General features: G+C 57.7%; 22 protein-coding genes. 13 read left to right on the forward strand and 9 right to left on the reverse strand.

Features of this window, described 5'->3' with window-relative positions; genetic code table 11:
- Window positions 1-19 precede the first annotated feature (19 nt).
- Window positions 20-832 carry a tRNA1(Val) (adenine(37)-N6)-methyltransferase gene (locus tag C4S72_RS08770; RefSeq protein WP_104002637.1) on the forward strand — a complete coding sequence of 271 codons (813 nt, stop codon included), beginning with the start codon at window positions 20-22 and terminating at the stop codon, window positions 830-832.
- A gap of 211 nt (window positions 833-1,043) precedes the next feature.
- The gene (gene nhaD / locus C4S72_RS08775) at window positions 1,044-2,285 is read left to right on the forward strand and encodes a sodium:proton antiporter NhaD (RefSeq protein WP_104002638.1); all 1,242 of its coding nucleotides are present in this window, start codon (window positions 1,044-1,046) and stop codon (window positions 2,283-2,285) included.
- A 150-nt stretch (window positions 2,286-2,435) separates the two neighbouring features.
- Here nhaD and cysG read toward each other — a convergent pair whose 3' ends face one another.
- From cysG to C4S72_RS08805, 6 genes are all read right to left on the reverse strand, one after another.
- Window positions 2,436-3,842, reverse strand: a complete 1,407-nt coding sequence (cysG, locus tag C4S72_RS08780) for a siroheme synthase CysG (RefSeq protein WP_104002639.1) — start codon at window positions 3,840-3,842, stop codon at window positions 2,436-2,438.
- 130 nt (window positions 3,843-3,972) lie between these two features.
- Complete coding sequence (locus tag C4S72_RS08785) at window positions 3,973-6,090, reverse strand: hypothetical protein (protein ID WP_104002640.1); 2,118 nt, start codon at window positions 6,088-6,090, stop codon at window positions 3,973-3,975.
- A gap of 166 nt (window positions 6,091-6,256) precedes the next feature.
- Window positions 6,257-6,880 (reverse strand): phosphoadenosine phosphosulfate reductase domain-containing protein, encoded by a 624-nt coding sequence (locus tag C4S72_RS08790; RefSeq protein ID WP_104002641.1) that lies wholly within the window; start codon window positions 6,878-6,880, stop codon window positions 6,257-6,259.
- A gap of 51 nt (window positions 6,881-6,931) precedes the next feature.
- Window positions 6,932-7,414, reverse strand: a complete 483-nt coding sequence (locus tag C4S72_RS08795) for a DUF934 domain-containing protein (RefSeq protein WP_104002642.1) — start codon at window positions 7,412-7,414, stop codon at window positions 6,932-6,934.
- Window positions 7,398-9,056 carry a nitrite/sulfite reductase gene (locus C4S72_RS08800; protein WP_104002643.1) on the reverse strand — a complete coding sequence of 553 codons (1,659 nt, stop codon included), beginning with the start codon at window positions 9,054-9,056 and terminating at the stop codon, window positions 7,398-7,400. The genes C4S72_RS08795 and C4S72_RS08800 overlap by 17 nt, the downstream gene beginning before the upstream one ends.
- Window positions 9,057-9,130: 74 nt before the next feature.
- On the reverse strand, window positions 9,131-9,916 hold the full coding sequence (locus C4S72_RS08805; RefSeq protein ID WP_104002644.1) for a sulfite exporter TauE/SafE family protein: 786 nt from the start codon (window positions 9,914-9,916) through the stop codon (window positions 9,131-9,133).
- Between the two features lie 294 nt (window positions 9,917-10,210).
- Here C4S72_RS08805 and cysD point away from each other — a divergent pair, with 294 nt between their 5' ends.
- The 11 genes from cysD (at window position 10,211) to nth (ending at window position 21,914) form a co-directional block, all read left to right on the forward strand.
- Window positions 10,211-11,128 carry a sulfate adenylyltransferase subunit CysD gene (cysD, locus tag C4S72_RS08810; protein ID WP_104002645.1) on the forward strand — a complete coding sequence of 306 codons (918 nt, stop codon included), beginning with the start codon at window positions 10,211-10,213 and terminating at the stop codon, window positions 11,126-11,128.
- A 68-nt stretch (window positions 11,129-11,196) separates the two neighbouring features.
- Window positions 11,197-12,888, forward strand: a complete 1,692-nt coding sequence (gene cysN / locus C4S72_RS08815) for a sulfate adenylyltransferase subunit CysN (RefSeq protein WP_104002646.1) — start codon at window positions 11,197-11,199, stop codon at window positions 12,886-12,888.
- Window positions 12,889-13,083: 195 nt separating this feature from the next.
- A complete protein-coding gene (rsxA, locus tag C4S72_RS08820; RefSeq protein WP_104002647.1) occupies window positions 13,084-13,665 on the forward strand; it encodes an electron transport complex subunit RsxA in 582 nt (193 codons plus the stop codon).
- A 9-nt stretch (window positions 13,666-13,674) separates the two neighbouring features.
- Window positions 13,675-14,271 (forward strand): electron transport complex subunit RsxB, encoded by a 597-nt coding sequence (rsxB, locus tag C4S72_RS08825; RefSeq protein ID WP_104002648.1) that lies wholly within the window; start codon window positions 13,675-13,677, stop codon window positions 14,269-14,271.
- The gene (rsxC, locus tag C4S72_RS08830) at window positions 14,271-16,628 is read left to right on the forward strand and encodes an electron transport complex subunit RsxC (RefSeq protein WP_104002649.1); all 2,358 of its coding nucleotides are present in this window, start codon (window positions 14,271-14,273) and stop codon (window positions 16,626-16,628) included. The genes rsxB and rsxC overlap by 1 nt, the downstream gene beginning before the upstream one ends.
- A 28-nt stretch (window positions 16,629-16,656) precedes the next feature.
- Window positions 16,657-17,715 carry an electron transport complex subunit RsxD gene (gene rsxD, locus C4S72_RS08835; RefSeq protein WP_104002650.1) on the forward strand — a complete coding sequence of 353 codons (1,059 nt, stop codon included), beginning with the start codon at window positions 16,657-16,659 and terminating at the stop codon, window positions 17,713-17,715.
- On the forward strand, window positions 17,712-18,368 hold the full coding sequence (gene rsxG / locus C4S72_RS08840) for an electron transport complex subunit RsxG (protein ID WP_104002651.1): 657 nt from the start codon (window positions 17,712-17,714) through the stop codon (window positions 18,366-18,368). Before rsxD ends, rsxG begins: the two co-directional genes overlap by 4 nt.
- Window positions 18,365-19,072 (forward strand): electron transport complex subunit E, encoded by a 708-nt coding sequence (locus C4S72_RS08845; RefSeq protein ID WP_104002652.1) that lies wholly within the window; start codon window positions 18,365-18,367, stop codon window positions 19,070-19,072. Before rsxG ends, C4S72_RS08845 begins: the two co-directional genes overlap by 4 nt.
- Before the next feature lie 135 nt (window positions 19,073-19,207).
- Window positions 19,208-20,209 (forward strand): response regulator, encoded by a 1,002-nt coding sequence (locus tag C4S72_RS08850; protein WP_104002653.1) that lies wholly within the window; start codon window positions 19,208-19,210, stop codon window positions 20,207-20,209.
- A complete protein-coding gene (locus C4S72_RS08855; protein ID WP_104002654.1) occupies window positions 20,209-21,168 on the forward strand; it encodes a sensor domain-containing diguanylate cyclase in 960 nt (319 codons plus the stop codon). The genes C4S72_RS08850 and C4S72_RS08855 overlap by 1 nt, the downstream gene beginning before the upstream one ends.
- A 107-nt stretch (window positions 21,169-21,275) precedes the next feature.
- Window positions 21,276-21,914, forward strand: a complete 639-nt coding sequence (nth, locus tag C4S72_RS08860; RefSeq protein ID WP_104002655.1) for an endonuclease III — start codon at window positions 21,276-21,278, stop codon at window positions 21,912-21,914.
- A 656-nt stretch (window positions 21,915-22,570) separates the two neighbouring features.
- Here nth and yfaE read toward each other — a convergent pair.
- The 3 genes from yfaE to nrdA all read right to left on the reverse strand — a co-directional run bounded on the left by yfaE (window position 22,571) and on the right by nrdA (window position 26,332).
- On the reverse strand, window positions 22,571-22,837 hold the full coding sequence (gene yfaE / locus C4S72_RS08865) for a class I ribonucleotide reductase maintenance protein YfaE (RefSeq protein WP_104002656.1): 267 nt from the start codon (window positions 22,835-22,837) through the stop codon (window positions 22,571-22,573).
- 12 nt (window positions 22,838-22,849) lie between these two features.
- A complete protein-coding gene (gene nrdB / locus C4S72_RS08870) occupies window positions 22,850-23,980 on the reverse strand; it encodes a class Ia ribonucleoside-diphosphate reductase subunit beta (RefSeq protein ID WP_104002657.1) in 1,131 nt (376 codons plus the stop codon).
- Between the two features lie 87 nt (window positions 23,981-24,067).
- On the reverse strand, window positions 24,068-26,332 hold the full coding sequence (nrdA, locus tag C4S72_RS08875) for a class 1a ribonucleoside-diphosphate reductase subunit alpha (RefSeq protein ID WP_104002658.1): 2,265 nt from the start codon (window positions 26,330-26,332) through the stop codon (window positions 24,068-24,070).
- Between the last annotated feature and the right edge of the window lie 179 nt (window positions 26,333-26,511).

Here is a 26,511-nt window from a genome sequence, read left to right on the forward strand (position 1 = left end):
GATCAGAGATCGCGCCGCGATGAACAAACGTCAGCGTAACAGCTTTTTCCAGTGCAAAGAGTTTCGTATCGAGCAGCGGGGCGCCGCCATGAAGGTGACGACAGACGCCTGCATCCTTGGCGCCTGGGCCCCGCTGCAATCAGCCCGGCGAATTCTCGATATCGGCACCGGCAGTGGCGTGCTTTCACTCTTTGCCGCACAGCGCGCCCCCGAGGCGCTGATCGATGCCGTTGAGCTCGACCCCGAGGCAGCCCAGCAGGCCAGCGATAATTTCGAAGCCAGCCCGTTCAGGGCGAGGCTCAACATTCACTGCACCGACATCCGCCGATTCCAGCCCTCTCATGCCTACGATCTGGTGCTATGCAATCCGCCATTCTTCGACAGCTCCACTCCGAACGCCAACTCCCGGCTGTCGCAGGCGCGACACAGCCCGAGCCTGCCGCTTGCGGACCTGCTCGAGTCGATCTCAACGCTGCTTGAACCCAACGGAAAGGCCTTTCTTCTACTGGAGAGAACACAGGCAGAACGGGCGCTTTCGCTGATCCAAAGCCGGCCGCTGTTTCTGAGACACCAGCTCAACCTGAACAACCAAGCAGGAAACCGGGCCCATTGCGTGATTCTTGGCCTCTCACCAGAGGCCGGTAAAACAGAGCGCCGGGAGCTGAACCTATATAGCCAGCACCCCGTTCACAGCCGCGAAGCCGGAAGTCTTCTCTATCCGTTTTATACCCGGCTGCGCTGTGAAGACCCGAAATTTGAGATTAATCAGACTCAAACAGCCATAGGTGGCGGCGCAACCTTCGACGCCCTATCTCAAAAACCAATAGCTTAGTACTAAAACACTAGAGTCTTCGACTTCAGATAGATCAGCCCCAGGAGTAGAATAGGCACCAATCCTGTGCAGTCACACTGACTGACCCTCTGCTTCGCTCAAGGAAAGCATTCGGCCGCGCGCTCGACGCATACGCCACAACAACACTCCTTCAGCCTCGCATGATCGACCGCCCAAATACTGCACACTCACTTTGATTGGGGCATCTTGCATGCATTCTCTGCTACTCCTGATCGCAGGCGTCGCCTTCCTGTCGATCGTCCTCGAGGACGTTATTCACGTCAACAAGGCCAAAACCACCCTCTTTTTCGGCACCCTTTCCTGGCTGCTTATCTTCCTCTTCCCCGAGGGCGGGATGTCTCCCGACCTGATCCGTGAAAAGCTGGATGAAAACCTGCTCGAGATCGCCAGCCTCTGGCTGTTCCTGATGGCGGCAATGACCTTCGTGGCCTTCCTTAACCACCAGGGGCTGATCGAGGCGCTGATCTACAAGGTATTGCCACGCAAGGTCGGCGAGAAAAAGCTGATGTTCATGGTGGCTGGCTTCGCCTTCCTGTTCTCCTCCCTGTCGGACAACATCACCGCAACGCTGGTCTCTATAGCACTGGTGCTGTCGCTGCGAATGGAGGCGCGCAAAACCCTCAGGTTTGCGGTGATGGTGGTATTTGCGGTGAACTCCGGCGGCGTATCCCTGATCACCGGTGATGTCACCACGCTGATGATCTTCATGGCCGACAAGGTGGAGATTCAGGACCTGCTGTTCCTTTCCATTCCGGCACTCGCCAGCGTCATGCTGCTGGCCGCACTGCTGTCGCGACCGCTTAAAGGCGAGGTCGAGATCATCCCCACCGAGCGCCGTGACGACCGTGTCGGCAAGGTGATCGCTGCGATCTTCCTGATGACCATTATCGGCACCATCATCCTCAACGTGATCGCCGGCATCCCACCGGTACTGACCTTCCTGTTCGGCCTGTCGATCATGTTCCTGATCGGCCGTTTCTATTACAAGGATGATGAGCGTGAGGGGCTGCTCGACTACATCCGCGTCATCGAATACGACACCCTGCTGTTCTTCCTCGGTATCCTGCTGATGGTCGGCATGCTCAAGGAGATCGGGGTGCTGAACTCACTGGTCGGCATCTATGAAGTGATGCCTACCACTGCCGCCAACTTCGTTATGGGCCTGCTCTCTTCACTGGTCGACAACGTACCGCTGACAGCTGCCATGCTGAAAGCGAATATCGTGATGACGCCGGCGCAATGGCTTACACTGACCTATTCGGTGGGCGTTGGCGGTTCACTGCTGGTAATCGGTTCGGCGGCAGGTATCGTCGCCATGAGCAAGGTGGAAGCGGTTACCTTTGGCAGCTTCGCCCGCTACTCATTCTTCCTGCTGATCGCCTATTCGGTGGGTTTTGCTGGCAGCTACGGCATCGGCATGATGCTGCACTGATCAAGATGATGGCTACGCCAAACCGCCGCGGGTGATCGCGGCGGGGGCGCAGCTCCTACCGAAATGCCCATTGCAGGAGGCGCGCCCTCACGCCGATTGGCGCCGGCACGACAAGGGTTTAAAACCTCGCCGCCGCCAAGCAGAAGAGCCTCAGGCGTCGGCCTGAGCCCCTTCGGTCTGACCAAACCAGGCCAGTTTTGACTGCAATTCAACAACCTCACCAAGGATCACAATCGCCGGCGCTGGCAGCTGAGCCTCTCGCTGACGCTCTACGATATCGTCGAGACGACCGGTCAATACACGCTGTTCGGCCGACGTACCCTGGGACACGATCGCCACCGGCGTATCGCCCGGCTTGCCCTTTTCCATCAACCCCTCGCACAGCTTATCCAGCGTGTGCAGCCCCATGTAGAAAACGATCGTCTGGTTCGGGTGAACCAGCTCATCGAACTTAAGGTCCGAGGTGCGATTTTTCAGCTGTCCGGTGACAAATTTCACCGACTGGGCGTAATCACGATGGGTCAGCGGAATGCCCGCGTAGGTAGAACAGGCACTGGCCGCAGTGATGCCGGGCACCACCTGGAACGGGATCCCCTGGGCCTTGAGCTCTTCGATCTCTTCACCACCACGACCAAAGATAAACGGATCACCACCCTTGAGGCGCACAACACGACGCCCCTTGAGCGCGTGTTCCACCAGCAGTGCGTTGATCCCCTGCTGGGGTACGCTGTGGTTGTCACGCGCCTTACCGACGTAGATCAGATCCGCATCGCGGCGACAGAGATCCAGCACCTGCGGCGACACCAGACGGTCGTAGAGCACGACGTCCGCCTGCTGCATCAGACGCAACGCCTTGAAGGTAAGCAGCTCCGGATCACCAGGACCGGCACCCACGAGATAGACCTCGCCAACACCGGGCTCGCCCTGATCGGCGTTAAGCTCATTTTCCAGCAGCTGCGCGGCCTCTTCATCGCGACCGGCGAAAACACGCTCGGCAACCTCGCCCTGGAGAATCTTTTCCCAGAACTTGCGACGGTCATTGACGCTACTGAAGCGAGCCTTCACCCGCTCACGAAAGCCACCAACCAGCTGCCCCAGGCGGCTGTAGCCACTCGGTATCAGGGTTTCCAGCTTGGCACGCAGCATCCGCGCCAGCACCGGCGACTGACCGCCGGAACTGATACCGATAACGATGGGTGAACGATCGACAATGGCGGGAAACACGAAGGTGCACAGCGGTGGATTATCCACCACGTTAACCGGCAGCAAGCGCTCCACGGCATCGTAATGCACACGCTCGTTGAGCGTCTCATCATCGGTGGCAGCGATCACCAGCGCCACTCCATCAAGCAGGCCCGGATGATACTCACCGATCAGCACCTGCCCCTCATGGAGCTCTACCAGCTCACGCAGCTCTGCATGCACCTCATGAGAGATCACACGCACCTGCGCACCGGCACGCACTAGCAACCGCGCCTTGCGCAGCGCCACATCTCCACCGCCTATCAGCAGTGCGTGACGCTTTTTCAGATCAAAAAATAGCGGCAGGTAATCCAACTCTTTCTCCTGAAACTAATGGGTCCCTGAAATCAATGGACTCCCGAAGCCCCGATCCGCATTCGGATTCAGGACTCCGGGCCACTCCTGCCGCGCCGGAACGCCATGAACCTGGTCATAGCATGCCTGCTCAGGGCAGACGGGAGTAGCGATAAAGCCCTTCACCCTCTTCATCAGTGTAGATGCAATCAAAACCACCCTCTGCAGGCAGCAGATCACAGCGCGCTACATGCGGCTCAAGCTCAACCCACTCTTCGTCGCAGCTGTCGCGGAACTGGCCATCAGCAATATCGAAGCGCAGCTGACCGCCGACCTTCTCCCAGCTATACGCATAGTTCAGGGTTTCGCACTGACCGGTAGGATCGAACTCTTTATAGCTGCCGCTGCCATCGGCGTTGACCAGCTCCTCACCGATCATCGGCGGCTGGCCACAGTTCTGATTCAGATCACGCACCTCGTAGCGCCCGGCCAGGTCTTCTGCGCCAAACTGTTCTGCAACAGCCGGCAGCATCTGCATTTCGGTCTCGCCGACCAATCCTGCACTGCTGATATCGGTACGATAATGCAGCCGCATCGGCTGACTGCGCACCGCTTGACGGATACGTGCGTGAGCCATGCAGGCATCGCCATTCACACCAGAAGCCTGGCTCAGCAGCGAATCCGGCAGGGTATCGATCCAGCCGGCGATACGCGGATAATCAAGGCTCATGGACATCAGCCCGTTCGGCTCCAGGCTTTCCTGGGCGAGACTTTCCACCGCACTGGCAGCCTGCTCGCCGGAATAGATCACCAGGTGCTGGCCCTGTTTACCCAGCTGGGCAGTCAGGCCAGGTGACAGGAAGCCCAGATCAACTTCGGTCATGGCGCCATCCATTGGTAACTTCGGCAGACGACCGCTGGACTGAGGTACAGCAGTGGTGTTGAACAGGGAGATCAGCAGCTCGGGGTTTTCAGTGGCGACACTGAGCAGGAAGTCCACAGACTCCGGCAGACCACTGGCCTGGGAAAAGCTCAGATCGTAAAGCGACAGGCCAGCGCCCTTGATACCCTGGGCCATACCGGTGAACACACCGAGCAATGCTGGATTGGTCGCCGTCATCTGCTGCTGCGCCTGCTGCAACTGCGGGCACTGGAAGGTCTGCTCACCAGCCAGAGACCAGAGTTTGGTCAGCGTCGGCACCAGCGTATCCATATCGATACCCATCGCCATACCGGCCATCTGATCACCGTTGACGTGCCCGGGCAGATGACCGCGCAGGCCAGCCAGGATATCGGTCACCGACTGGGACTTCATTTCCAGCAGGGTCCGCATCGCTATATCGATACTCTCCCCTTCGGCGGATACCGACTGGTAACCAAACACCAGACGCGGTACCGAGCCAACCAGGCCAACGATCTCATCGCGACAGACAGGCGCGAGATCGCCGGTAAACGGATTGGGCTTGCCTGCACGTTGACTCAGCGCCGCCATATCACGGGAAAGACGGCTATCGTCAGCCTGAAGCACGCCCTTGGCGATGCGTTCCAGGTGCACAAAACCGCTGAAGATATCGGAGAACCCCTGATCCTTGATCAGCTGCGCCGCTTCACCACTGCTCGCCAGTGACTGCTCGGGTGCCTGCAGACCAAGACGTTCCGCCTCGACCCCTTCGGCATCCAGCGAGGAAAGGAAGGTAATCGTCGCCAGGGATTCCTGCTGCGCAACCACCAGATCAACGTAATCGGCGCTATCGGCCGGCGTCAGGCGCCAGCGCTTGAGGCTGACCTCACCGCGCACCTCATCGGTGGGCTGCACGCCAGACTCGCTGCTGATGCCCTGCCAAACAGCATCAAACGCCTCCTGATCAGCCAGATGCATTCGCAGCACCGGGTAGATGCCGTGCATATAGAAGACAGACTCGCCGCTGAGGTCGATACCATAATGGCTGAACAGCTGACGATAGCTGGTGGACTGAGCAGCGAAATCCAGCATCAGCGCGCGCAGCAACTTCTGCCCCGGCGCTGAGGCTTCAGGCACCTCGCCAATCTCTTCCAGCAGCTCTTCGAGCTGAGCCGGGTCGATGGAGCTGATCGGATAATCCATTATCCGCTCGGTGACCTGCTCCTCAGGCGTGCCGCCAAAGTAAATGACCGTATCGGCAGGAATATAGGCATCAAGCCCGCCACTGCTCTTATCCGACTGCCACAGCCAGCTGCCTGCCGCCACAGCGACAAAAAACAGCAGCACTGGCACCATCAGTTTTTTCATCTGTATCTCTCCCTGAATTGATATAGAGCACGGGCTCAAACGATGCCGGGATTCTAACCCAGCCACGAGGCTTTTCCTGCCCCGGACGATAAAAAAAGCCGGGTAGATCAACCACCCGGCTTTTTTATCCCAACACTAACTGAGGCTTAACCCGCAATCGAAACGATCAAAGCTGGGTATGCAAGCCACACTCGCGAGTTTCCAGCGCCTTGGTCGGATCGAAGTAATCGGTCTCGTTCGGCAGGCCGTGCTCTTCAAGATAAGCATCCATCTGAGCCTCGCTCCAGTTAAACAGCGGCGCCACTTTCAGCACGCCATCCTTGCTGGCAGTCACCACATCCAGCGACTGGCGGAACTCGGTCTGATCCTTGCGAATAGCGTTGAACCAGAGATCCGGCTTGAGCTCAGCCAGGGCGCGCTGGAACGGCTCCAGCTTCACCTGACGGGTAAACTCTTCATGCAGCGGATCATCCACATCGGGAATACCCTTCATCAGCACGTTACGACGCGCCGCGGTCATCTCCGGGATGTAGGTGACGATGTTCAGGTTCAGATCCTTGATCACCTTTTCCGCGAAACGGTAGGTAGCCGAGGTGTTGTAGCCCGAATCTACCCACAGCACTTTGATATCCGGCTTGATACGGGTAACCATGTGCAGGATCACCGCTTCATAGGGGCGGAAGTTCGTGGTGACCAGCGGATTTTCAGACTGGCCCAGCGCCCAGGCAACGATCTCCTCGGGCGTTTTTCCTTCCAGCGCAGCGTTGGCTGCGGTCAGATCGATACTCATCTTTCTTTCCCTCTATTCTTTTCCGTTAACCCTTTCGATCAACCCTTGGCTTTAACTCTGCAGGTAGATCGGACGCGGGTCGTCGGCGCTGCCCTGGTAATGCACGCTGATCTCTTCGAACGCTTTCAGGAAGTCATCGGAGTAGACCTCTTCACTGAACTCATAAGCGTTGAAGCCGCAGCGTTCCATGTAACCGAGCTGATCACGAGCCGGGTTACCGACCGCACGCAGCTCGCCCTTGAAGCCGGCGCGACGCAGAATGCGCGCCAGGGAGAAACCGCGACCATCACGGAAAGCCGGGAACTCGACAGCGATCATCGGGAAGCTGTCCAGCGATTCCAGCACCGGAGTCAGGTCGTCATCACCGTTAACACGAACGGCGATCTCGCCCGCCTGAGCGCTCAGTGCATCCTTGTTTTCAAGGTAGAGCCCCAGCGGCAGCAGCAGATCACCGCTGGCCGGCAGATTTTCGGCATCTTCAACCAGCTGCCAGCGATCATCGGCGACAGGTTTGCGATCAATGAGCAGCGGCATAGACTTTCTCCTTGAACGGGGCTACGCCCACGCGGCGTACGGTATCAACAAAGCGCTCTTCTTCGGTGCGCTGTTCAACATAGGTTTCGAGCAGCTTTTTCAGGGTCTCGGCAACGTCATCGGCGGCAACCGCCTTACCCAGTACCTTGCCCAGCGAGGCATCTTCACGATCGGAACCACCGATAGTGATCTGGTACCAGTCTTCGCCCTTCTTATCGACACCCAGGATGCCGATAGCACCGACGTGGTGATGACCACAGGCGTTGATACAACCGGACATGTTCAGGCGGATCTCACCCAGATCGTAGAGGTAATCCAGGTCATCGAACGCGGTGTTGATCTGCTCGGCGATGTTCAGCGTTTTGGCGTTGGCCAGACCGCAGAAATCGAAGCCCGGGCAGACAATCATGTCGGTCAGGGTGCCGATGTTGGCACGCGCCATGTTGTGCTCGGCCAGCTTCTGCCAGACGGCGTACAAGTCAGCGTTTTTCACGTCTGCCAGCACCAGGTTCTGCTCGTGGGTTGAGCGCGCCTGACCGAAGGAGTACTGCTCCGCCAGATCGGCAACCACTTCCAGCTGCAGATCGGTGATATCGCCAGCCGGCTGCAGCTGAGGCTTCAGCGACACGACAACGGCGGTGTAACCCGGCACCTTGTGGTTGTGAGTGTTGTGCTCGTACCAGACACGGAAAGCTTCGTCGCTTTCCAGCTTCTGCTGCAGGCTGGTGTCGTTGGCGGCATCCGCATCGTATGCAAACGGCTGGAAGAAGCCCTTGATGCGGTCGATTTCCGCGTCGGTCAGTCCCAGTTCGCTATCGCGAATATTGGCCCACTCCGCCTCAACCTCTTCACGGAACGCATCGATACCCATGGCTTCGACGAGAATCTTGATACGTGCCTTGTACTTGTTGTCGCGACGCCCCTTCAGGTTGTACACGCGAAGGATCGCTTCGAGGTATGACAACAGGTCTTTTTTCGCCAGGAACGGACGGATCTGCTTGCCGATCACCGGGGTACGACCCAGGCCGCCGCCGACCAGAACTTCAAAGCCGACTTCGCCAGCGTCGTTCTGAACCAGGTGCAGACCGATATCGTGCACCTGTGACGCAGCGCGATCTCGCGGGCTGCCAGTGACAGCGATCTTGAACTTACGCGGCAGGTAAGCGAATTCCGGATGCAGCGTAGACCACTGACGGATAATCTCACACCAGGGGCGCGGATCTTCCAGCTCATCAGGGGTCACACCGGCGAACTGGTCGGTGGTGGTGTTACGGATACAGTTACCGGAGGTCTGGATGGCGTGCATCTGCACTTCAGCCAGCTCAGCCAGGATATCCGGGACCTCTTCCAGCTTCGGCCAGTTGTACTGGATATTCGTACGGGTCGTGAAGTGACCGTAGCCCTTATCGTATTTACGGGCGATATGACCCAGTTTGCGCAGCTGCGGCGAAGAGATCAGACCATAAGGAATGGCAACTCGTAGCATCGGCGCGTGGCGCTGGATGTACAGACCATTCATCAGGCGTACGGCGAGGAATTCATCGTCCGACAGTTCACCCGCCAGGAAACGCCGGGTCTGATCGCGGAACTGCTCAACCCTCTCGTCGACGATCTTCTGATCGACTTCGTTATAAATGTACATGTTTGGCTACCTTCAACCGGGTATTCACCCGGGTTCACTTGAGGTTGTCGTTTTAAAAGGATTCGTTTCGAATCTCAGGCTGCGATTACAAATCTCAGTCCTATGACCATCAGCAGCGACCCCATGATCGGCTGCATCAGGCGAGGTGACAGGCGGACACCGAAATGACTGCCTACGAATACCCCCGGCAGCGAACCCGCCAGCAGGTAAAGCAGCAGCTCCAGATCAACACCACCCATCTGGTAGTGACCGGCACCTGCCACAGAAGTCAAAACCACCGCGTGGACCAGATCGGTTCCCACAATGGCGGGCATTGTCATGCGCGGGTAAAGAACAATCAACAGTGCTGTTCCCAGAGCCCCCGCGCCGACCGAAGAAAGTGTCACCATCGCGCCAAGGGCAAAACCGGTGATGACGGTAATGGCCGGGCGCCAGCGACGCACGCTGGAGGTGAACGGATTATCGCGCAGCGAGCCGGCCAGATCACGGATTCGAGCACGCATAAATACCGCAACCGAGGTCAGCACCAGCGACACACCCAGTGTCATGTTCATCAGATGCTCAACCTGCTCAAGACCCTCAAGGCCTTCTAGGTAATTCAGCGTGAACAGACTGCCGGGGATGGATCCGAGCAACAAAAAGCCGACGATTTTCCACTGCACCAGCTTGTTGCGGGCGTAGGATACGACACCACCGCATTTGGTGACCGCTGCGTAGAGCAGATCGGTGCTAACCGCCACGAAAGGCGGAATACCAAACAGGACGATCAGAATAGGCGTCATCAGGGCGCCACCACCGATACCGGTGAGGCCGACAACGAAGCCGACAAACAACCCTGCAAATATGTACGCAAACTCCATTACGAGCACCCTGCTTCCCGGAATACAAAATCAGGCGACCATGGTAGCCGCAACACTATATAACACAAAATAATTAATGATAATTTTGTTATTCCAAAACGTTACATGCGATCGAGTGCTGGATTCAACACTGCTTATAACTTTATAGAATTGAAAAATTTCCATTTATTCTTTTTGATTTTATATCATCTCAGCGATAATCTCGCCGCATCGATGGTTGCATGCGCCAACTTCAACAGGCGAAGCAGCCAGGCATTAGTCATCGAACCCGACAACAGTTTTGAAGAGCGAATGATGAATCAGTTACCGGAACACCGTTTGACCCATCTGAAACAGCTGGAAGCCGAAAGCATCCACATCATCCGGGAAGTGGCGGCGGAGTTTGATAACCCGGTAATGCTCTACTCTATCGGCAAGGACTCCTCGGTGATGCTGCACCTGGCGCGCAAGGCGTTCTACCCGGGTAACCCACCGTTCCCGCTGATGCACGTGGACACCACCTGGAAGTTCAAGGAGATGATCAAGTTCCGTGACAAGATGGCGGATGAAGCCGGCATGGACCTGATCGTGCACATCAACCAGGAAGGCGTCGACATGGGCGTGGGCCCGTTCACCCATGGCTCTGCCAAGCACACCGACATCATGAAGACCCAGTCCCTGAAGCAGGCGCTGAACAAGTACAAGTTCGACGCAGCCTTCGGTGGCGCCCGTCGTGACGAGGAAAAATCCCGCGCCAAGGAGCGTGTTTTCTCCTTCCGCGACAGCAACCACCGCTGGGATCCGAAAAACCAGCGCCCTGAACTGTGGAACATCTATAACACCCGCGTTGACAAGGGCGAGAGCATCCGTGTATTCCCGCTCTCCAACTGGACCGAGCTGGACATCTGGCAGTACATCTACCTGGAAAGCATCCCCATTGTTCCGCTGTACTACTCCGCAGTACGTCCGGTAGTCGAGCGCGACGGCATGCTGATCATGGTTGACGACGAGCGTATGCCGCTGGGCGAAGGCGAGCAGCCGATGATGAAATCGATCCGCTTCCGCACCCTGGGCTGCTACCCGCTGACCGGCGCCGTGGAATCCGAAGCCGACACCCTGCCTGACATCATTCAGGAGATGCTGCTGACTACGACTTCAGAGCGTCAGGGACGCGCCATCGACCACGACAGCGCCGGTTCCATGGAACAGAAAAAGATCGAGGGCTACTTCTGATCCTCCCAGAGAGTTGATCGAAGCACGCCAATCATCCGACACAGATTTCGAACGAGTACCGAATAGTTATGAGCCACCAATCCGAACTGATCGCCGACGACATCGAAGCGTACCTGAGCCAGCACGAAAACAAGGAGCTGCTGCGCTTCCTCACCTGCGGTAGCGTCGACGACGGCAAATCCACCCTGATCGGCCGCCTGCTGCACGACTCCAAGATGATCTATGAAGATCAGCTGGCCGCGATCCAGTCCGACAGCAAGAAAGTCGGCACCACCGGTGAAGAGATCGACCTGGCGCTGCTGGTAGACGGCCTGCAGGCCGAGCGCGAACAGGGCATCACCATCGATGTTGCTTACCGCTACTTCTCCACTTCCAAGCGTAAGTTCATCATCGCGGACACCCCGGGACACGAGCAGTACACCCGCAACATGGCCACCGGCGCCTCTACCTGTGACCTGGCGATCATCCTGATCGACGCCCGTCACGGCGTACAGGTACAGACCCGTCGTCACAGCTTTATCGTGTCTCTGCTGGGCATCAAGCACACCATCGTTGCCATCAACAAGATGGACCTGGTGGAGTTCAGCGAAGAGCGCTACGAAGAGATCAAACGCGACTATCTCGAGTTCGCCCAGGAACTGAACCTGCCGAACATCCACTTCGCGCCGATCTCTGCGCTCAAGGGCGACAACGTAGTTAACCGCTCCGAGAGCATGCCCTGGTTTGACGGCGAGCCGCTGATGACTCAGCTGGAAAACGTTGAGATCAGCAAGGACTTCAACACCAACGCCCTGCGCTTCCCGGTGCAGTACGTTAACCGTCCGAACCTGAACTTCCGCGGTTACTGCGGTACCCTGACTTCTGGCATCGTCCGTGTGGGTGACGAGATCACCGTCCTGCCGTCCGGCAAATCCAGCCGCGTCAAGTCGATCGTCACCTTCGACGGCGAGCTGCAGGAAGCCTTCCCGCCGATGTCGATCACGCTGACACTGGAAGACGAGATCGATATCTCCCGTGGCGACCTGATCGTCAACTCCCAGCATGTGCCGGACGTTACCCGTCGCTTTGATGCCAACCTGGTATGGATGGCCGAGCAGGAGCTGGTACCGGGCCGCGCCTACGACATCAAGCTGGCGACATCACGCACCGCGGGCAGCATCACCGCGATCCGTCACCGCATCGACGTCAACACGCTGGAGCAGACACCGGCAGCCACTCTGGCGCTGAACGAAATCGCCCGTGTAGAGATCAATGTAGAGCGCGAACTGGTTGCCGACGACTACCGCGAGCACTCAGGTACCGGCTCGTTTATCATCGTCGACCGCCTGAGCAACGCCACCGTCGCTGCCGGTATGATCATCGGTGATTCACTGGCACTGGATGACCACTCGATCTACACCACATCAGCAGTCTCTGCCGATGACCGTGCACATCGTTTCGGCCAGAAGCCGGGCATCGTCAGTATCGACGCAGGCGAAAACACTGCGGCGCTGCTATACACACTGGAGAAGCGCCTGTTTGAACGCGGTCGCATGCCGCTGGTCGTAGAACCGGGCAACCAGCCGGAAGGCACCGATCTGGCTGCGCTGGCCGAACTGCTGAAGCAGAACGGCTTCGTGGTTCTGACCTCTGCACCGATCGACAACGCGTTCAGCGCAGGTTACAGCGACGGCGCCAACGCCTCTCTGGACGCCAACACCGACGTCAACAGCCAGGTTGAAGCCCTGACCAAGGCGCTGACACAGGCGGAACTGATCTAACCGCCCGGGGACACCCCGTTCACCAACTGAACGGGGTAGAACCTGCCGTCGTAAAAAGATGACCGGTGTATGGACCTGCGCAACTCTTTGTTGAGTGTTTCAGGCGCTGTACACCGGTTTCTCCAATTCAGGTAAAATCAGCGGCTTCCGAATTTTCCGGCGACCCGCCGCCAACACAAGGTAACGACAGTCGTTATGACAGACTTCCTGCTCATACTGATCAGCACCGTACTGGTCAATAACTTCGTCCTCGTACAGTTTCTCGGACTCTGCCCGTTTATGGGCGTGTCCAACAAGCTGGAAACGGCGATGGGCATGTCGTTGGCCACCACCTTCGTTCTGACCCTGTCATCGGTCTGCAGCTACCTGGTGTACACCTACCTGCTCAAGCCGTTTGACCTCACGTTCCTGCAGACGATCGCCTTTATCCTGGTGATAGCCGTGGTGGTTCAGTTCACCGAAATGGTGGTGCACAAGACCAGCCCGCTGCTGTACAAACTGCTGGGGATTTTCCTGCCGCTGATCACCACCAACTGTGCGGTGCTCGGTGTCGCCCTGCTTAACATCAAGAAGCAGAACGACTTTTTCGAGTCGATCGCCTACGGATTTGGCGCCGCAGTGGGCTTCTCCCTGGCTCTGGTGCTGTTCTCTGCTATCCGTGAGCGTGTTGCTGTCGCTGATGTACCCGTGCCCTTCCGTGGCGCGGCGATCGGCATGGTTACCGCGGGTCTGATGTCACTGGCCTTTATGGGATTCACCGGCCTGGTGCGGTTCTAAGGAGTTATCATGGGTACCGTACTGACAGCAATTATTGTCCTGTTACTGCTTGCCGCCGCCTTCGGTGTGCTGCTGGGCTATGCCTCCGTGCGCTTCAAGGTGGAAGGCAACCCTATCGTCGACCAGATCGACGCTATCCTGCCGCAGACTCAGTGCGGCCAGTGCGGCTATCCCGGCTGCCGCCCCTACGCCGAAGCGATCTCCAACGGCGATGCGATCAACAAGTGCCCTCCCGGTGGTCAGAGCACCATCGAGGCGCTGGCCGATCTGCTCGATGTTGAAGCGGTGCCGCTGGACTCAGAACACGGCGAGGAAAAACCCAAGTCTGTCGCCTTTATCCGCGAAGACGAGTGCATCGGCTGCACCAAATGCATCCAGGCCTGCCCTGTAGATGCCATCCTTGGCGCCGCCAAGCAGATGCACACCGTTATTACTACTGAATGCACCGGCTGCGACCTCTGTGTCGAGCCCTGCCCGGTTGACTGTATCGACATGATCCCGATTGAAACCACACCGAACACCTGGAAGTGGCCGGAACCGCCGGCTCCCATGGACCTGATCGCCACCGACCGCGGCCGCGGCCTGGCCACCTCGGAGGTCCACTGATGTCACAGGTGTTCTCTTTTCACGGCGGTATCCATCCGCCGGAAAACAAGAAGCAGTCGACCCGCGCGCCGATCGGCAAGGCGCCGCTGCCGAAACAGCTGGTGCTGCCGATGCAGCAGCATATCGGCGGCCCCGCCGATCCACTGGTCAAGGTGGGCGACAGCGTACTCAAGGGCCAGTTGATAGCAGAGCCTATCGGCCGTATCAGCGCCGCCGTGCACGCCCCGACATCCGGCAAGGTAGTGGATATCGCCCACTACCCTATTCCTCACGCCTCTGGTCTGAGTGGTGAGTGTGTCGTTATCGAGACCGATGGCGAAGATCGCTGGATCGAACATGAAGGGATCGCCGACTACAAGGCGATTGAGCGTGCGCAACTGACCGAGCATATCCGCGCCAGCGGTATCTCCGGCATGGGCGGCGCCGGCTTCCCTACCGATGTGAAGCTGCACCTGGGTGATAACCATATCGTCAATACGCTGATCATCAACGCCGCCGAATGCGAGCCGTACATCACCGCCGACGATATGCTGATGCGTGAGCGTCCGCACGAGATCATCGGCGGGATCGAGATCATTGCCCACCTGCTGCGCCCGAGCCATATCCTGATCGGCATCGAGGACAACAAGACCAACGCCATCCACGCACTGGAAGCGGCGGTCAAGCACTGCGACCTCAATATCGACATCATCGTGGTACCCACCAAGTACCCGTCCGGCGGCGAGCGCCAGCTGATCAAGCTACTCACCGACATCGAGGTTCCGGCGGGTAAAATCCCAGCGGATATCGGTATCGTCTGCCAGAATGTGGGCACCACCTCTGCCGTTTACCGGGCGGTGCACAAGGGCGAACCGCTGATTTCCCGTATCGTCACAGTGACCGGCGACGCGGTGCGTCATCCAAAGAACCTTGAGGTTCTGCTCGGCACCCCGTTCAGCAGCCTGCTGGAAGCCTGCGACCTGCGCCCGGAAGCGCTGTCACGCCTGGTGATGGGCGGCCCGATGATGGGTGTTACCGTCGATAACGACCGCATTCCCGTCATCAAAACCACCAACTGCCTGATCGCCGCCACCAAACAGGAGATGCCGCCAGCCCCTCCAGCCCAGGCCTGCATCCGCTGTGGTATGTGCGAACAGGCCTGCCCGGCAGACCTGCTGCCGCAGCAGCTGTACTGGTTCTCCAAGGGACGCGAGTTCGACAAGGCCAAACACCACAACCTGTTTGACTGCATCGAGTGCGGCGCCTGCGCCTATGTCTGCCCCAGCAACATCCCGCTGGTGCAGTACTACCGCTTCGCCAAGTCGGAGATCCGCACCGAAGAACGCGAGCAGCAGAAGGCCGACCACGCCCGTGAACGCTTCGAAGCGCGCCAGGCCCGCCTGGACCGGGAGGCTGCCGAGAAGGAAGCCAAGCGCAAGGCGCGCGCCGCCGAAGCCGCCAAGGCTCAGGAAGCACGCAAGGCCGCCGCAGCCAAGCCCAAGGAAGAAGCTGCCGCCACCGCTACCGCCGCGCCCGACATCAAACAGCTGAAGACGGCCGCAGCCGTCGCACGCACCAAGCTGAAAAAAGCGCAGAAAGCCTTTGATGAAGCCGCCGCCGGCAACAGCGAAGGCCTGGCCGAGCTGGAGCAGGCACTGAACGAGGCGCGCCTCAAAGCCGAGGAAGCGGAAAAAGCGCTTTCCGCAGGCTCCCCGGCACCCGCCGAGGGCGGCGACGCCGAGCTCAAGCAGCTGAAAGTCGCGGCCGCCGTTGCTCGCACCAAGCTGAAGAAAGCCCAGGACGCGCTGAAAAACGCTGAAGACAAGGGTCTGGAAGGGATCGATAAACTGCGCGCCACGGTAGAAGCCCTGGAACAAAAAGCCGACGAGGCGCAAAAGGCCTTCGACGCCGCGCAGCCTGCCGATGCGGCCGCGAAGCAGGAATCCGCGCCGAAAGAAACGCCCGCCAAGGCCGAACCTGCCGCTGAGCCTGCCCTGGATGCCAAGGCGCTGAAACAGCAGGTATCGATCATGCGCACCAAGCTGAAAAAAGCGGAAACAGCGCTGGAAGCCGCCGAAAGCGACGAGGAGCGCTCCTCACTGCAGGCCGATGTCGACGATCTGAAAAAGCGCTTTGACGAAGCCACCGAAGCGTTCAACAAGGTTGAAAAGGCCAAGATGGACGCCGCAGCCCAGGCCGGCATAGACCTGAAGCAGTTGCGCATCGACGCCGCCATGGCCAAAGCTGCGATCACCAAGGGTGAACGCGCCTTGAAAAAGGCCGAAGCCGACGACGAGCGCGCCCAGATCGAGCAGGAGCTGGTCGCCGCCCAGGCGAAATCGGACGAACTGCACAAAACGCTGAGCCAGTATGACTAACCTTTTTCTGCCACAGGAATTTTGACCGATGGCACTGATACACCTGAGTTCGCCTCACGTATCCAAAGCCAACAGCACCGCCAACGTTATGCGTCTGGTGCTGCTGGCCACCCTGCCCGGCATCCTTGCGATGACGGTATTTTTCGGCTGGGGAACGCTGATCCAGATCGTGCTTGCCTCGGTACTGGCGCTGGCGTTTGAAGCCGCCGTTCTGAAACTGCGTAAACGCCCGGTGGGATTTTTCCTTTCGGATGGCAGCGCACTGGTCACCGCGGTACTGCTTGCAGTGGCGATTCCGCCCTTCTCCGCCTGGTGGGTCACCGCGACCGGTATTTTCTTTGCCATTGTTATCTCCAAGCAGCTCTATGGCGGCCTGGGCAACAACCCGTTCAACCCGGCTATGGTGGCCTATGCATTGCTGCTGGTCTCCTTCCCCGTTGAGATGACCCGTTGGACCGCACCGATCACACAGAACGGCGAAGGCTGGCATGTGGCCGGTTTCCTCGACACCCTGCAGGTGATCTTCGGCAGCGTGGAGCAGCAGTGGTATGACTCGTTCACCGGCGCCACTCCACTGGATGTGCTCAAACACCGTGCCGGGCTCACCACCGAAGAGCTCTGGCGTCAGTCTGATGTACTGATGAACGGCGTTGCCGCCTGGTACGCGATCAGCGCCGCCTGGTTTATGGGCGGTATCTTCCTGCTGTCACGCAAGATCTTCACCTGGCACGCACCGCTGTCGATGCTGGTGGCCCTGTTCCTGATGGCAAGCATGTTCTACGGCTTTGATCCGGACAACTACGTCAGCCCGATCGTTCACCTGGGCGTGGGCGCCACCATGCTGGGTGCGTTCTTTATCGTCACCGACCCGGTGTCATCGGCGACCAGTAACCGCGGCAAGATCATCTATGGCGCCCTGATTGGCGTGATGATCTACATCATCCGCACCTGGGGTAACTATCCGGACGCCGTGGCGTTCTCGGTGCTGCTGATGAACCTCTGCGCACCCTTTATCGACCAGTACACCCAGCCGCGCACCTACGGCCACAAGAAAGCGAACCGCGGCACGAAAGGAAAGAACCAATGAATACAGAGATGTTTGCCGCCCTACGTCGCAGCACTCTGGGTATCGCCGTCTTCGCAGTAGTCACCGCCGGCGTCATAGCCGTCACCCAGGTGGCCACAAGCGAACGCATTGCCGACAACATCGCTCAGGCAGAAGCCCGTGCGCTGTATGAGATTGTGCCCCGTTCGGTGGACGATCAGCTGCATGAACATCGCATCCCGTTCGACGCCCCGGAACTGGATCTGGCACAACCACGCGAAGCCTGGCAGGCGATCGTGGATGGCGAGGTAAAAACCGTGATCATGCCGGTGGTCGCACCCGACGGCTACAGCGGTGATATCCATCTGCTGGTGGGCATCAACAGCGACGCAACGGTCGCAGGCGTGCGGGTACTGTCGCACAAGGAAACACCGGGGCTTGGCGACAAGATCGAACCCTCCAAGTCAAACTGGCTGGAAGGTTTTGTCGGCAAGACCCAGAGCGGCCCCGGCGATGACAGCTGGGCAGTGCAAAAAGATGGCGGTCAGTTTGACCAGTTTACCGGCGCCACCATCACGCCACGCGCCGTGGTTAACGCCACGGGGCGCGCCATACAGTATTTCCGTGCCCACAAGGCACGCCTGCTCACACCGGCCACCGAATCCGCCGGACAAGAAGGGAGCAACGCATCATGAGCGTGGATTACCGCAAGATCAGCCTGAATGGCCTCTGGCACAACAACCCGGCACTGGTACAGCTGCTCGGCCTCTGCCCGCTGCTGGCCGTAACCAGTTCGGTGGTTAACGCCATCGGCCTGGGCGTAGCCAGCACCCTGGTCCTGACCAGCTCCAACCTTACCGTGTCACTGTTCCGACGCCTGGTACCGGAAACGGTTCGTCTGCCGATTTTCGTCATGATCATCGCCTCATTCGTAACCGCCATCGAACTGCTGATGCAGGCGTTTACCTATGAGCTCTACCTGATCCTGGGCATCTTCATTCCGCTGATCGTGACCAACTGCGTGATCATGGGTCGCGCCGACGCTTTCGCCGCCAAGAACCCCGTCTCCGCCTCGGTGGTGGACGGCTTCATGATGAGCACCGGTTTCACCTGTGTTCTGGTATTGCTTGGCGCGATACGTGAAATTCTCGGTACCGGCGCCATCTTCGCCAACATGCATCTACTGTTTGGTGAAAGCGCACGCCACTGGACTATCACCCTGGCCGATAACTACGACGGCTTTCTGTTCGCCATCCTGCCGCCGGGTGCCTTCGTTGGCCTTGGACTGCTGATTGCACTCAAGAACGTCATCGACGCCCGTGCCGAACGTAAGCGTAAACAGATTCCGCTGACCGAAGCCAAGGAATCGGGCAGCAAACGCGTTCGAGTTACAGGCTAACGGTTGACCACGGGGCCATAATCGATTCAAATGCCCACTGCCTTCAATAGCGTCTCAAGGAAGTGACAGTCACAACACTGTCATAGTGGCGCCGGTTAACCGTTTTACGGCAAGCCACACCCTAAGGAGTTTTTGGTGAGCGCCCCGATCCCCGTAGTAATCTGTGACGACTCCCCTCTCGCACGCAAGCAGATGATCCGTGCGCTGAAAGAATGGAATCTGAGCGTCACCGAAGCATCGCACGGCCTCGCCGCACTCGAGGCCGCACGCGCAGGTAAGGCACATCTCCTGTTCCTCGACCTGAACATGCCGATCATGGACGGCTACCAGGCGCTGGAGCGGATCCGCGCCCATGACCTGCCATCCATCGTTGTTGTCGTCTCTGGCGATGTGCAGCCGGAAGCGCGCAAGCGGGTACTCGAGATGGGGGCGATCGGCTTTATCCGTAAACCGATCGATACCGAAGCGGTACGTGACGCACTCGCCTCCTACGGCATTCTTCGCGAGCTCGAAGCCAGCCCCATAGACCAGCCGACACCAGCCCCACCCAATCAGACACTGGCACTGCAGGACTATTACCAGGAGCTCTCCAACATCGCCATGGGCGCCGCCGCAGAGCGCCTGGCCATGCTGCTGGACGTTTTCGTTCATCTGCCTATCCCGAGCGTACAGCTGATTGATGGCAAGGAGATCTCCGCACTCCTTGGGCAGCTACGCATCGAAGCAGGCAGCATAGACACCCTTTGCCAGGGCTTTCTGGGCGCCGGCATTTCCGGCGAGGCGATGCTGGTATTCGAGCAGCACAGCCTCGAGGATATTGGCCGCCTGATGCAGGTTGAAGGCGAGATGACGCCACAGCTGAAGCGCGAACTGCTGATGGATATCGCCAATGTACTGATCAGCGCCTATCTTGGAGCCCTGGGTGAGCAGATCGAGGTTAACTTCAGCCAGGGGCCGCCGGTTATTCTGGACGGCTACTCCAATCCCTCCTCGTCCTCCGAACCGGAGCGCTGGCAGCAGACGCTGTGCATCGAGCTGGGGTATCGCATCGAAGACTACGATATCGGCTGCAAACTCCTGCTACTATTTACCGAAGACTCGCTTGCGGCCCTCCAGGAAAGGACAAACCACCTCTGATGAGCGACTCCCTCAGCACTGCGGCAATCGATCAGCTGCACTGGCAAACCGAGCTTCTGCAAAACCTGGATGTGGGCCTGTTGATCCTGGATCGGGACTATCGGGTGCAGCTCTGGAACCAGTTTATGGTCAACCACTCCGGTATGAGGGAAAAGAGCGTCATCAACCAATCGATCTTCTCGCTGTTCCCGGAGCTGCCGGAAAACTGGCTAAAGAGAAAGACGCAGTCGGTATTTATGCTGCGCAACCGGTCATTCATTACCTGGCAGGAACGTACAGCGCTGTTTAACTTTAAATCCGACCGCCCATTTACCGGCAACGTCGGTCAGATGTACCAGAACGTAACGCTGATTCCTCTCAGCGGGCCCGATGGAGCGGTCACCCATGTCGGCATTATCATCTACGACATGACCGATGCCGCCATCAGCCAGCAGCAACTGGCGAGCGCCAACAAGAACCTGCAAAGCCTCAGCCGCACCGATCGCCTGACCCGACTGAACAACCGAGGTCACTGGGAAGAGTGCCTGGAGCGAGAGTACAAGCGCTTCCTGCGCAGCAACCAGCCCGGCTGCCTGGTTATGCTGGACATCGATCATTTCAAACAGATCAACGACACCTACGGCCACCCCGCAGGTGACCGCGCGATCATCGCTCTCTCGGACCTGATCCGGCACCACATCCGCGCCACCGACATAGCGGGACGCTACGGCGGCGAAGAGTTTGCCATCCTGCTGCCAGACACCACAGACAGCCAGGCCGAAGTGCTCGCCGAACGCCTGCGACTTGCCGTGCAGTCACTGGAAATCACCTACCGCGAACAGAGCTTTGTCTTTACCGTCAGCCTCGGCATCGCTCAGGCGGCAGTGGATGATTCTGACCATGACCATTGGCTAAGGCGGGCAGATCAGGCACTCTATCAATCCAAAATCCAGGGCCGCGACCAGACCACCGTACTTTAAGGCAGGTCATTTCGAGACGACTTGTTTAGAGAAGACTCACCGAGAAACAAGCAAGAGACTCACGAGCGATCTCAGGCGGCCGAACTATTCACAGCCAGTAGCAGCAAATGAACGCCGAAAAACGCCACCAGATTTTCACCCGCCTGCGGGACGCCAACCCCAACCCCACCACCGAGCTCGCCTACAGCACCCCGTTTGAGCTGCTGGTAGCCGTAACCCTGTCGGCACAAGCCACGGATGTGGGTGTCAACAAAGCCACCGCTAAGCTATTCCCGGTAGCCAATACGCCGCAGGCGATTTTTGACCTGGGCGTTGACGGCCTCAAGTCTTATATCAAGACCATCGGCCTGTATAACAGCAAGGCGGAGAACGTCATCAAAACCTGCCGCATCCTGCTGGATGAACATGGCGGCGAAGTCCCGGAAACCCGTGAAGCGCTGGAGAAACTGCCCGGCGTCGGCCGCAAGACCGCCAACGTGGTGCTGAACACCGCTTTTGGACAGCCGACCATGGCCGTGGATACGCATATATTCCGCGTTTCCAACCGTACCCGCATCGCGCCCGGAAAGACTGTTCTGGAAGTGGAAAAGAAGCTGCTGCGCTTCGTCCCCAAGGAGTTTCTCCACGACGCCCATCACTGGCTGATTCTGCACGGTCGCTACGTCTGCACGGCACGCAAACCACGCTGTGGCGCCTGCACCATCGAAGACCTGTGTGAATTCAAGGAGAAGAGAGAATACGCCTGAGGATAAGCCGAGTTATACCCAGAAGCTGTGGATAAAACTGTGAAGAACCACTGATAAAACAGCCCCAGCGGGCATGCCTGCTGGCTTTGTTACAGAATGGTTTTTTATTAGACAGGTAGCTTTAAGCCATTGATTTAGATAAATAAAACACAAATAAAATATAAAAATCAAGGCTTGACATGAATTATTTTAAAATCTCTTTGCAAGCGGTGGATAAGCCCCCACCACTCCCCCTCTCGAACGCACTAGGGCAGAACCCCGCCGCATCCAAAACAGTGCAGTCAGACAAGAACCTCTCAAACTCGCCACCAGCAGGGCCAGAAAGGCTCTATTTTAGTGATTTTCAGCGCACAGAAATGAAGCCTCGCTTTACTCACAGTTTCTGTTGATAGATTGGTGGACAAATTCTGGAGAGATGGCGCCAGGCAGCATGATTACTGCGTTTCAGCAGATTGCAGAAAAATAGACCAGAAATTTATAAACCTTTATTTTCAATAGGTTATAAATAAAAAGACAGATTCTACAGACTTATTAAGCCCCGTTCACACAGATCCCGCCAAAAGCTCGGTGCTTGTGAAAAAGTCAACGGCCTAGCGTCAAAACAAGAGCAATTGAGTGGTAGAAAAGGAAGCTTGTGACAGAGATCAACGCCCGACTTAGGAGTCGGGCATTTCGATCTCGATATGCGTTGCCGGGCGACAACAGCAGGTAAGGATTTCGTCATCGTCCAGGTCAACGAGGCTGTCCTGTACGTATTCCACTTCGCCATCGATCAGGCGCACCTTACAGCAGCCGCAGTAACCACCGCGGCAGTTGTAAGGCGCCGGGATCTCCTGGGCTTCCAGCGCATCCAGCAGAGAAAACTCGTACTGGTAAAAGAAGGTGTGGAAATTACTGACCTTTATTCGCGGGATACCAGACATGGGGACTACCCCTTACAGATCGAAACCGTCAAAGTCGTCGGAATCGACATCGTTGTCGATCTGACCCACCAGGTAGGAGCTGATCTCAGCCTCCTGGGGCGCCACCTGTACGTTATCGCTGATCAACCAGGCATTCATCCAGGGCAGCGGATTCTGCCGCGGCTCAAACGCCTCTTTAAGGCCCAGCGCCTTCATACGTACGTTGGTGATGTACTCCACGTAATCGCCAAGAATACGGGCGTTCAGACCGATCATGGAACCTTCACTGAACAGGTATTCTGCCCAGTCTTTCTCCTGCTGCGCCGCTTCCTTGAAGATTCGGTAAACCTCCTCTTCGCACTCCGCCGCAATCTGCTTGAAGTCCGGGTCGTCATTGCCCGACTTCATCAGGTTGAGAATGTGCTGAGTACCGGTCAGGTGCAGCGCCTCGTCACGGGCGATCAGACGAATGATCTTGGCGTTACCCTCCATGATCGCGCGCTCGGCGAACGCAAAGGAGCAGGCAAAGCTGACGTAGAAGCGGATCGCCTCCAGTACATTCACCGACACCATGGTCAGGTAGAGTGCACGCTTAAGGTTATACAGCGAGGTATCGACTTTGCGACCGCCCACATCATGCACGCCCTCACCGTGAACGGTGTAGAGACTGGTCAGCTCGATCAGCTCATCGTAGAGCTTGGTCACCGACTCCGCACGGCGGATGATCATTTCATTGGTTACGATCTCGTCAAACACCGAGGACGGCTCATTGACGATATTACGGATAATGTGGGTGTAGGAGCGGCTGTGAATCGTCTCACTGAACGCCCAGGTTTCAAACCAGGTTTCCAGTTCAGGCAGAGATACGATCGGCAGAAACGCCACGTTGGGTGAGCGCCCCTGCACGGAGTCCAGCAGGGTCTGATACTTCAGGTTGCTCAGGAAGATGTGCTTTTCATGCTCCGGCATCTTCTGAAAATCTTTACGGTCGGTGCTCAGATCGACCTCTTCCGGACGCCAGAAGAAGGAGAGCTGCTTCTCGATCAGCTTTTCAAAGATCGGGTATTTCTGCTTGTCGTAACGGGCGACGTTAACACTACGACCAAAAAACATCGGCTCACGAGTCGCATCGTGATCGCTATGACTGAAAGTTGAGTAGGCCATTCAATCTATCCTGAATGCAATAGCGAAATAGACTCCTCCCGCAAGCGGGAGGAGAGAAAAGGAGTTCAGTGTGACGGACGCGAAGCCTTACAGCTTGCAGGCACCACCTTCGCACCCGATGTCGTCGTGCGAGTCTTTCGCACCATCGCGGGTGTTGTGGTAGTAGAGAGTCTTCACACCATACTTGTAGGCGGTAAGCAGGTCTTTCAGCAGCTGCTTCATCGGCACCTTCTCGCCCGGGAACTTGGTCGGGTCATAGTTGGTGTTGGCCGAGATCGACTGATCGACGAACTTCTGCATGATACCCACCAGCTGCAGGTAACCATCGTTGTTCGGGATAGACCAGAGCAGCTCGTAATCGTCCTTGAGCTCCAGGTACTCCGGCACCACCTGCTTCATGATGCCGTCCTTGCTGGACTTCACCGATACGAAACCGCGCGGCGGCTCGATACCGTTGGTGGAGTTGGTGATCTGCGAGGAGGTTTCGCAGGGCATCAGCGCCGTCAGGGTGCTGTTGCGCAGACCGAACTCACGGATATCTTCGCGCAGGGTTTCCCAGAAGTAGTGCAGCGGCTCTTCGCAGAAGCTGTCCACATCACGCTTGTAGGTGTCGATCGGCAGCAGACCCTGGGCGTAAGTAGTTTCGTTGAATTTCGGGCAAGGACCCTTCTCTTTCGCCAGCTGGTTGGAAGCTTTCAGCAGGTAGTACTGAATCGCTTCGAAGGTGCGGTGCACCAAACCGTTGGCGGAGCCGTCGGAGTAACGCACACCGTGCTTGGCCAGGTAGTAGGCAAAGTTGGTCACACCCACACCCAGGGTACGACGCCCCATGGTGGCGTTGTAAGCGGCCGGCACCGGGTAGTCCTGGTAATCCAGCAAGCTGTCCAGCGCACGCACGATCAGGTCGGAAAGGTTTTCCAGCTCGTCGAGGTTTGCCAGTGCGCCCAGGTTGAAGGCGGACAGAGTGCAAAGCGCGATCTCACCGTCGGGATCGTTCACATCCTTCAGCGGCTTGGTCGGCAGCGCGATCTCCAGGCAGAGGTTGGACTGCTTAACCGGCGCCACTTTCGGATCGAACGGGCTGTGGGTGTTGCAGTGGTCAACGTTCTGGATGTAGATACGGCCGGTAGAGGCACGCTCAGACGCCATCAGACCGAACAGCTCAACCGCCTTCATGCTCTTCTTGCGAATGCTCGGATCCTGCTCGTACTGCACGTACAGACGCTCGAACTCGTCCTGATCGGCAAAGAAGGCATCGTACAGACCCGGCACATCGTGCGGGCTGAACAGGGTGATGTTCTCGCCCTTGATCATACGGGTGTACATCAGCTTGTTGATCTGCACGCCGTAGTCGATGTGACGAACACGGTTCTCTTCAACACCGCGGTTGTTCTTCAGCACCAGCAGGGATTCAACTTCCAGGTGCCAGATCGGGTAGAACAGAGTCGCCGCACCACCGCGCACACCACCCTGAGAGCAGGACTTAACCGCCGTCTGGAAGTGCTTGTAGAACGGGATACAACCGGTGTGGAATGCTTCGCCGTTGCGGATCGGACTGCCCAGGGCACGGATACGGCCAGCATTGATACCGATACCGGCACGCTGAGATACGTATTTGACGATCGCCGCCGCAGTGGCGTTGATGGAATCCAGGCTGTCGTCGGTCTCGATCAGTACACAGGAGCTGAACTGACGGGTAGGCGTACGCACGCCAGCCATGATCGGCGTTGGCAGAGACAGCTTGAACTCGGAGGTCGCATCGTAGAAACGCTTCACGTAATCCAGACGACTTTCCTTGTCGTAGCCGGAGAACAGGCAAGCGGATACCAGCATATAGAGCAGCTGCGGGCTTTCATAGACATCACCGGTGACACGGTTCTGCACCAGGTACTTGCCTTCAAGCTGCTTCACTGCCGCGTAGCTGAAGTTCATGTCACGGCCGTGCTCGAGGTAGTCGTTGAGCTCGTCCAACTCTTCACGCGTGTAATCGGTCAGCAGATGCTGGTCGTAACGCTTATCTTCCACCAGCTTGACTACGTGGTCATACAGGTGCGGCGGTTCAAAGGTGCCGAACGCGCGCTTGCGCAGGTGGAAAATCGCCAGGCGAGCGGCCAGGTACTGATAGTCCGGCGCCTCTTCGGAGATGAGGTCGGCTGCAGACTTGATCAGCGTCTCGTGGATATCGGAGGTTTTGATGCCATCGTAGAACTGAAGGTGAGCCTTGAGCTCAACCTGAGAAACCGAAACATTTTCCAACCCTTCAGCGGCCCAGATAATGACCCGGTGAATCTTCTCAAGATCGATCGATTCTCGCCGCCCGTCACGTTTGGTTACCATCAGATCTTGCTGCATCTCGCCCATCCCTCACTACAAAGCCTGGATAATTCCGCCCGAGCCAGTTCCATGCTGAAACCCGGACAGATTTTGTGTTCTTTGGTACAAATATTGCGGCATGTGAACCTTTGGTTAAAAGTTCACCAAAACACAATATCTAGTGTCATGCCTGCGTATGGACACTAAATATAGTGCGA

Source organism: Marinobacterium lutimaris, from assembly GCF_900108065.1.
Lineage (GTDB): Bacteria > Pseudomonadota > Gammaproteobacteria > Pseudomonadales > Balneatricaceae > Marinobacterium_D > Marinobacterium_D lutimaris.

What these genes read in the sequence shown, in the direction of transcription:
- rsxD (WP_104002650.1), top strand. Translation starts at nt 16,657, where the DNA reads ATGGCACTGATACACCTGAGTTCGCCTCACGTATCCAAAGCCAACAGC.
- C4S72_RS08800 (WP_104002643.1), bottom strand. Translation starts at nt 9,056, where the DNA reads ATGTACATTTATAACGAAGTCGATCAGAAGATCGTCGACGAGAGGGTT.
- C4S72_RS08795 (WP_104002642.1), bottom strand. Translation starts at nt 7,414, where the DNA reads ATGCCGCTGCTCATTGATCGCAAACCTGTCGCCGATGATCGCTGGCAG.
- nhaD (WP_104002638.1), top strand. Translation starts at nt 1,044, where the DNA reads ATGCATTCTCTGCTACTCCTGATCGCAGGCGTCGCCTTCCTGTCGATC.
- C4S72_RS08805 (WP_104002644.1), bottom strand. Translation starts at nt 9,916, where the DNA reads ATGGAGTTTGCGTACATATTTGCAGGGTTGTTTGTCGGCTTCGTTGTC.
- nth (WP_104002655.1), top strand. Translation starts at nt 21,276, where the DNA reads ATGAACGCCGAAAAACGCCACCAGATTTTCACCCGCCTGCGGGACGCC.
- cysD (WP_104002645.1), top strand. Translation starts at nt 10,211, where the DNA reads ATGAATCAGTTACCGGAACACCGTTTGACCCATCTGAAACAGCTGGAA.
- rsxG (WP_104002651.1), top strand. Translation starts at nt 17,712, where the DNA reads ATGAATACAGAGATGTTTGCCGCCCTACGTCGCAGCACTCTGGGTATC.
- C4S72_RS08855 (WP_104002654.1), top strand. Translation starts at nt 20,209, where the DNA reads ATGAGCGACTCCCTCAGCACTGCGGCAATCGATCAGCTGCACTGGCAA.
- rsxC (WP_104002649.1), top strand. Translation starts at nt 14,271, where the DNA reads ATGTCACAGGTGTTCTCTTTTCACGGCGGTATCCATCCGCCGGAAAAC.
- nrdA (WP_104002658.1), bottom strand. Translation starts at nt 26,332, where the DNA reads ATGCAGCAAGATCTGATGGTAACCAAACGTGACGGGCGGCGAGAATCG.
- cysN (WP_104002646.1), top strand. Translation starts at nt 11,197, where the DNA reads ATGAGCCACCAATCCGAACTGATCGCCGACGACATCGAAGCGTACCTG.
- yfaE (WP_104002656.1), bottom strand. Translation starts at nt 22,837, where the DNA reads ATGTCTGGTATCCCGCGAATAAAGGTCAGTAATTTCCACACCTTCTTT.
- C4S72_RS08785 (WP_104002640.1), bottom strand. Translation starts at nt 6,090, where the DNA reads ATGAAAAAACTGATGGTGCCAGTGCTGCTGTTTTTTGTCGCTGTGGCG.
- C4S72_RS08790 (WP_104002641.1), bottom strand. Translation starts at nt 6,880, where the DNA reads ATGAGTATCGATCTGACCGCAGCCAACGCTGCGCTGGAAGGAAAAACG.
- C4S72_RS08845 (WP_104002652.1), top strand. Translation starts at nt 18,365, where the DNA reads ATGAGCGTGGATTACCGCAAGATCAGCCTGAATGGCCTCTGGCACAAC.
- rsxB (WP_104002648.1), top strand. Translation starts at nt 13,675, where the DNA reads ATGGGTACCGTACTGACAGCAATTATTGTCCTGTTACTGCTTGCCGCC.
- C4S72_RS08770 (WP_104002637.1), top strand. Translation starts at nt 20, where the DNA reads ATGAACAAACGTCAGCGTAACAGCTTTTTCCAGTGCAAAGAGTTTCGT.
- rsxA (WP_104002647.1), top strand. Translation starts at nt 13,084, where the DNA reads ATGACAGACTTCCTGCTCATACTGATCAGCACCGTACTGGTCAATAAC.
- nrdB (WP_104002657.1), bottom strand. Translation starts at nt 23,980, where the DNA reads ATGGCCTACTCAACTTTCAGTCATAGCGATCACGATGCGACTCGTGAG.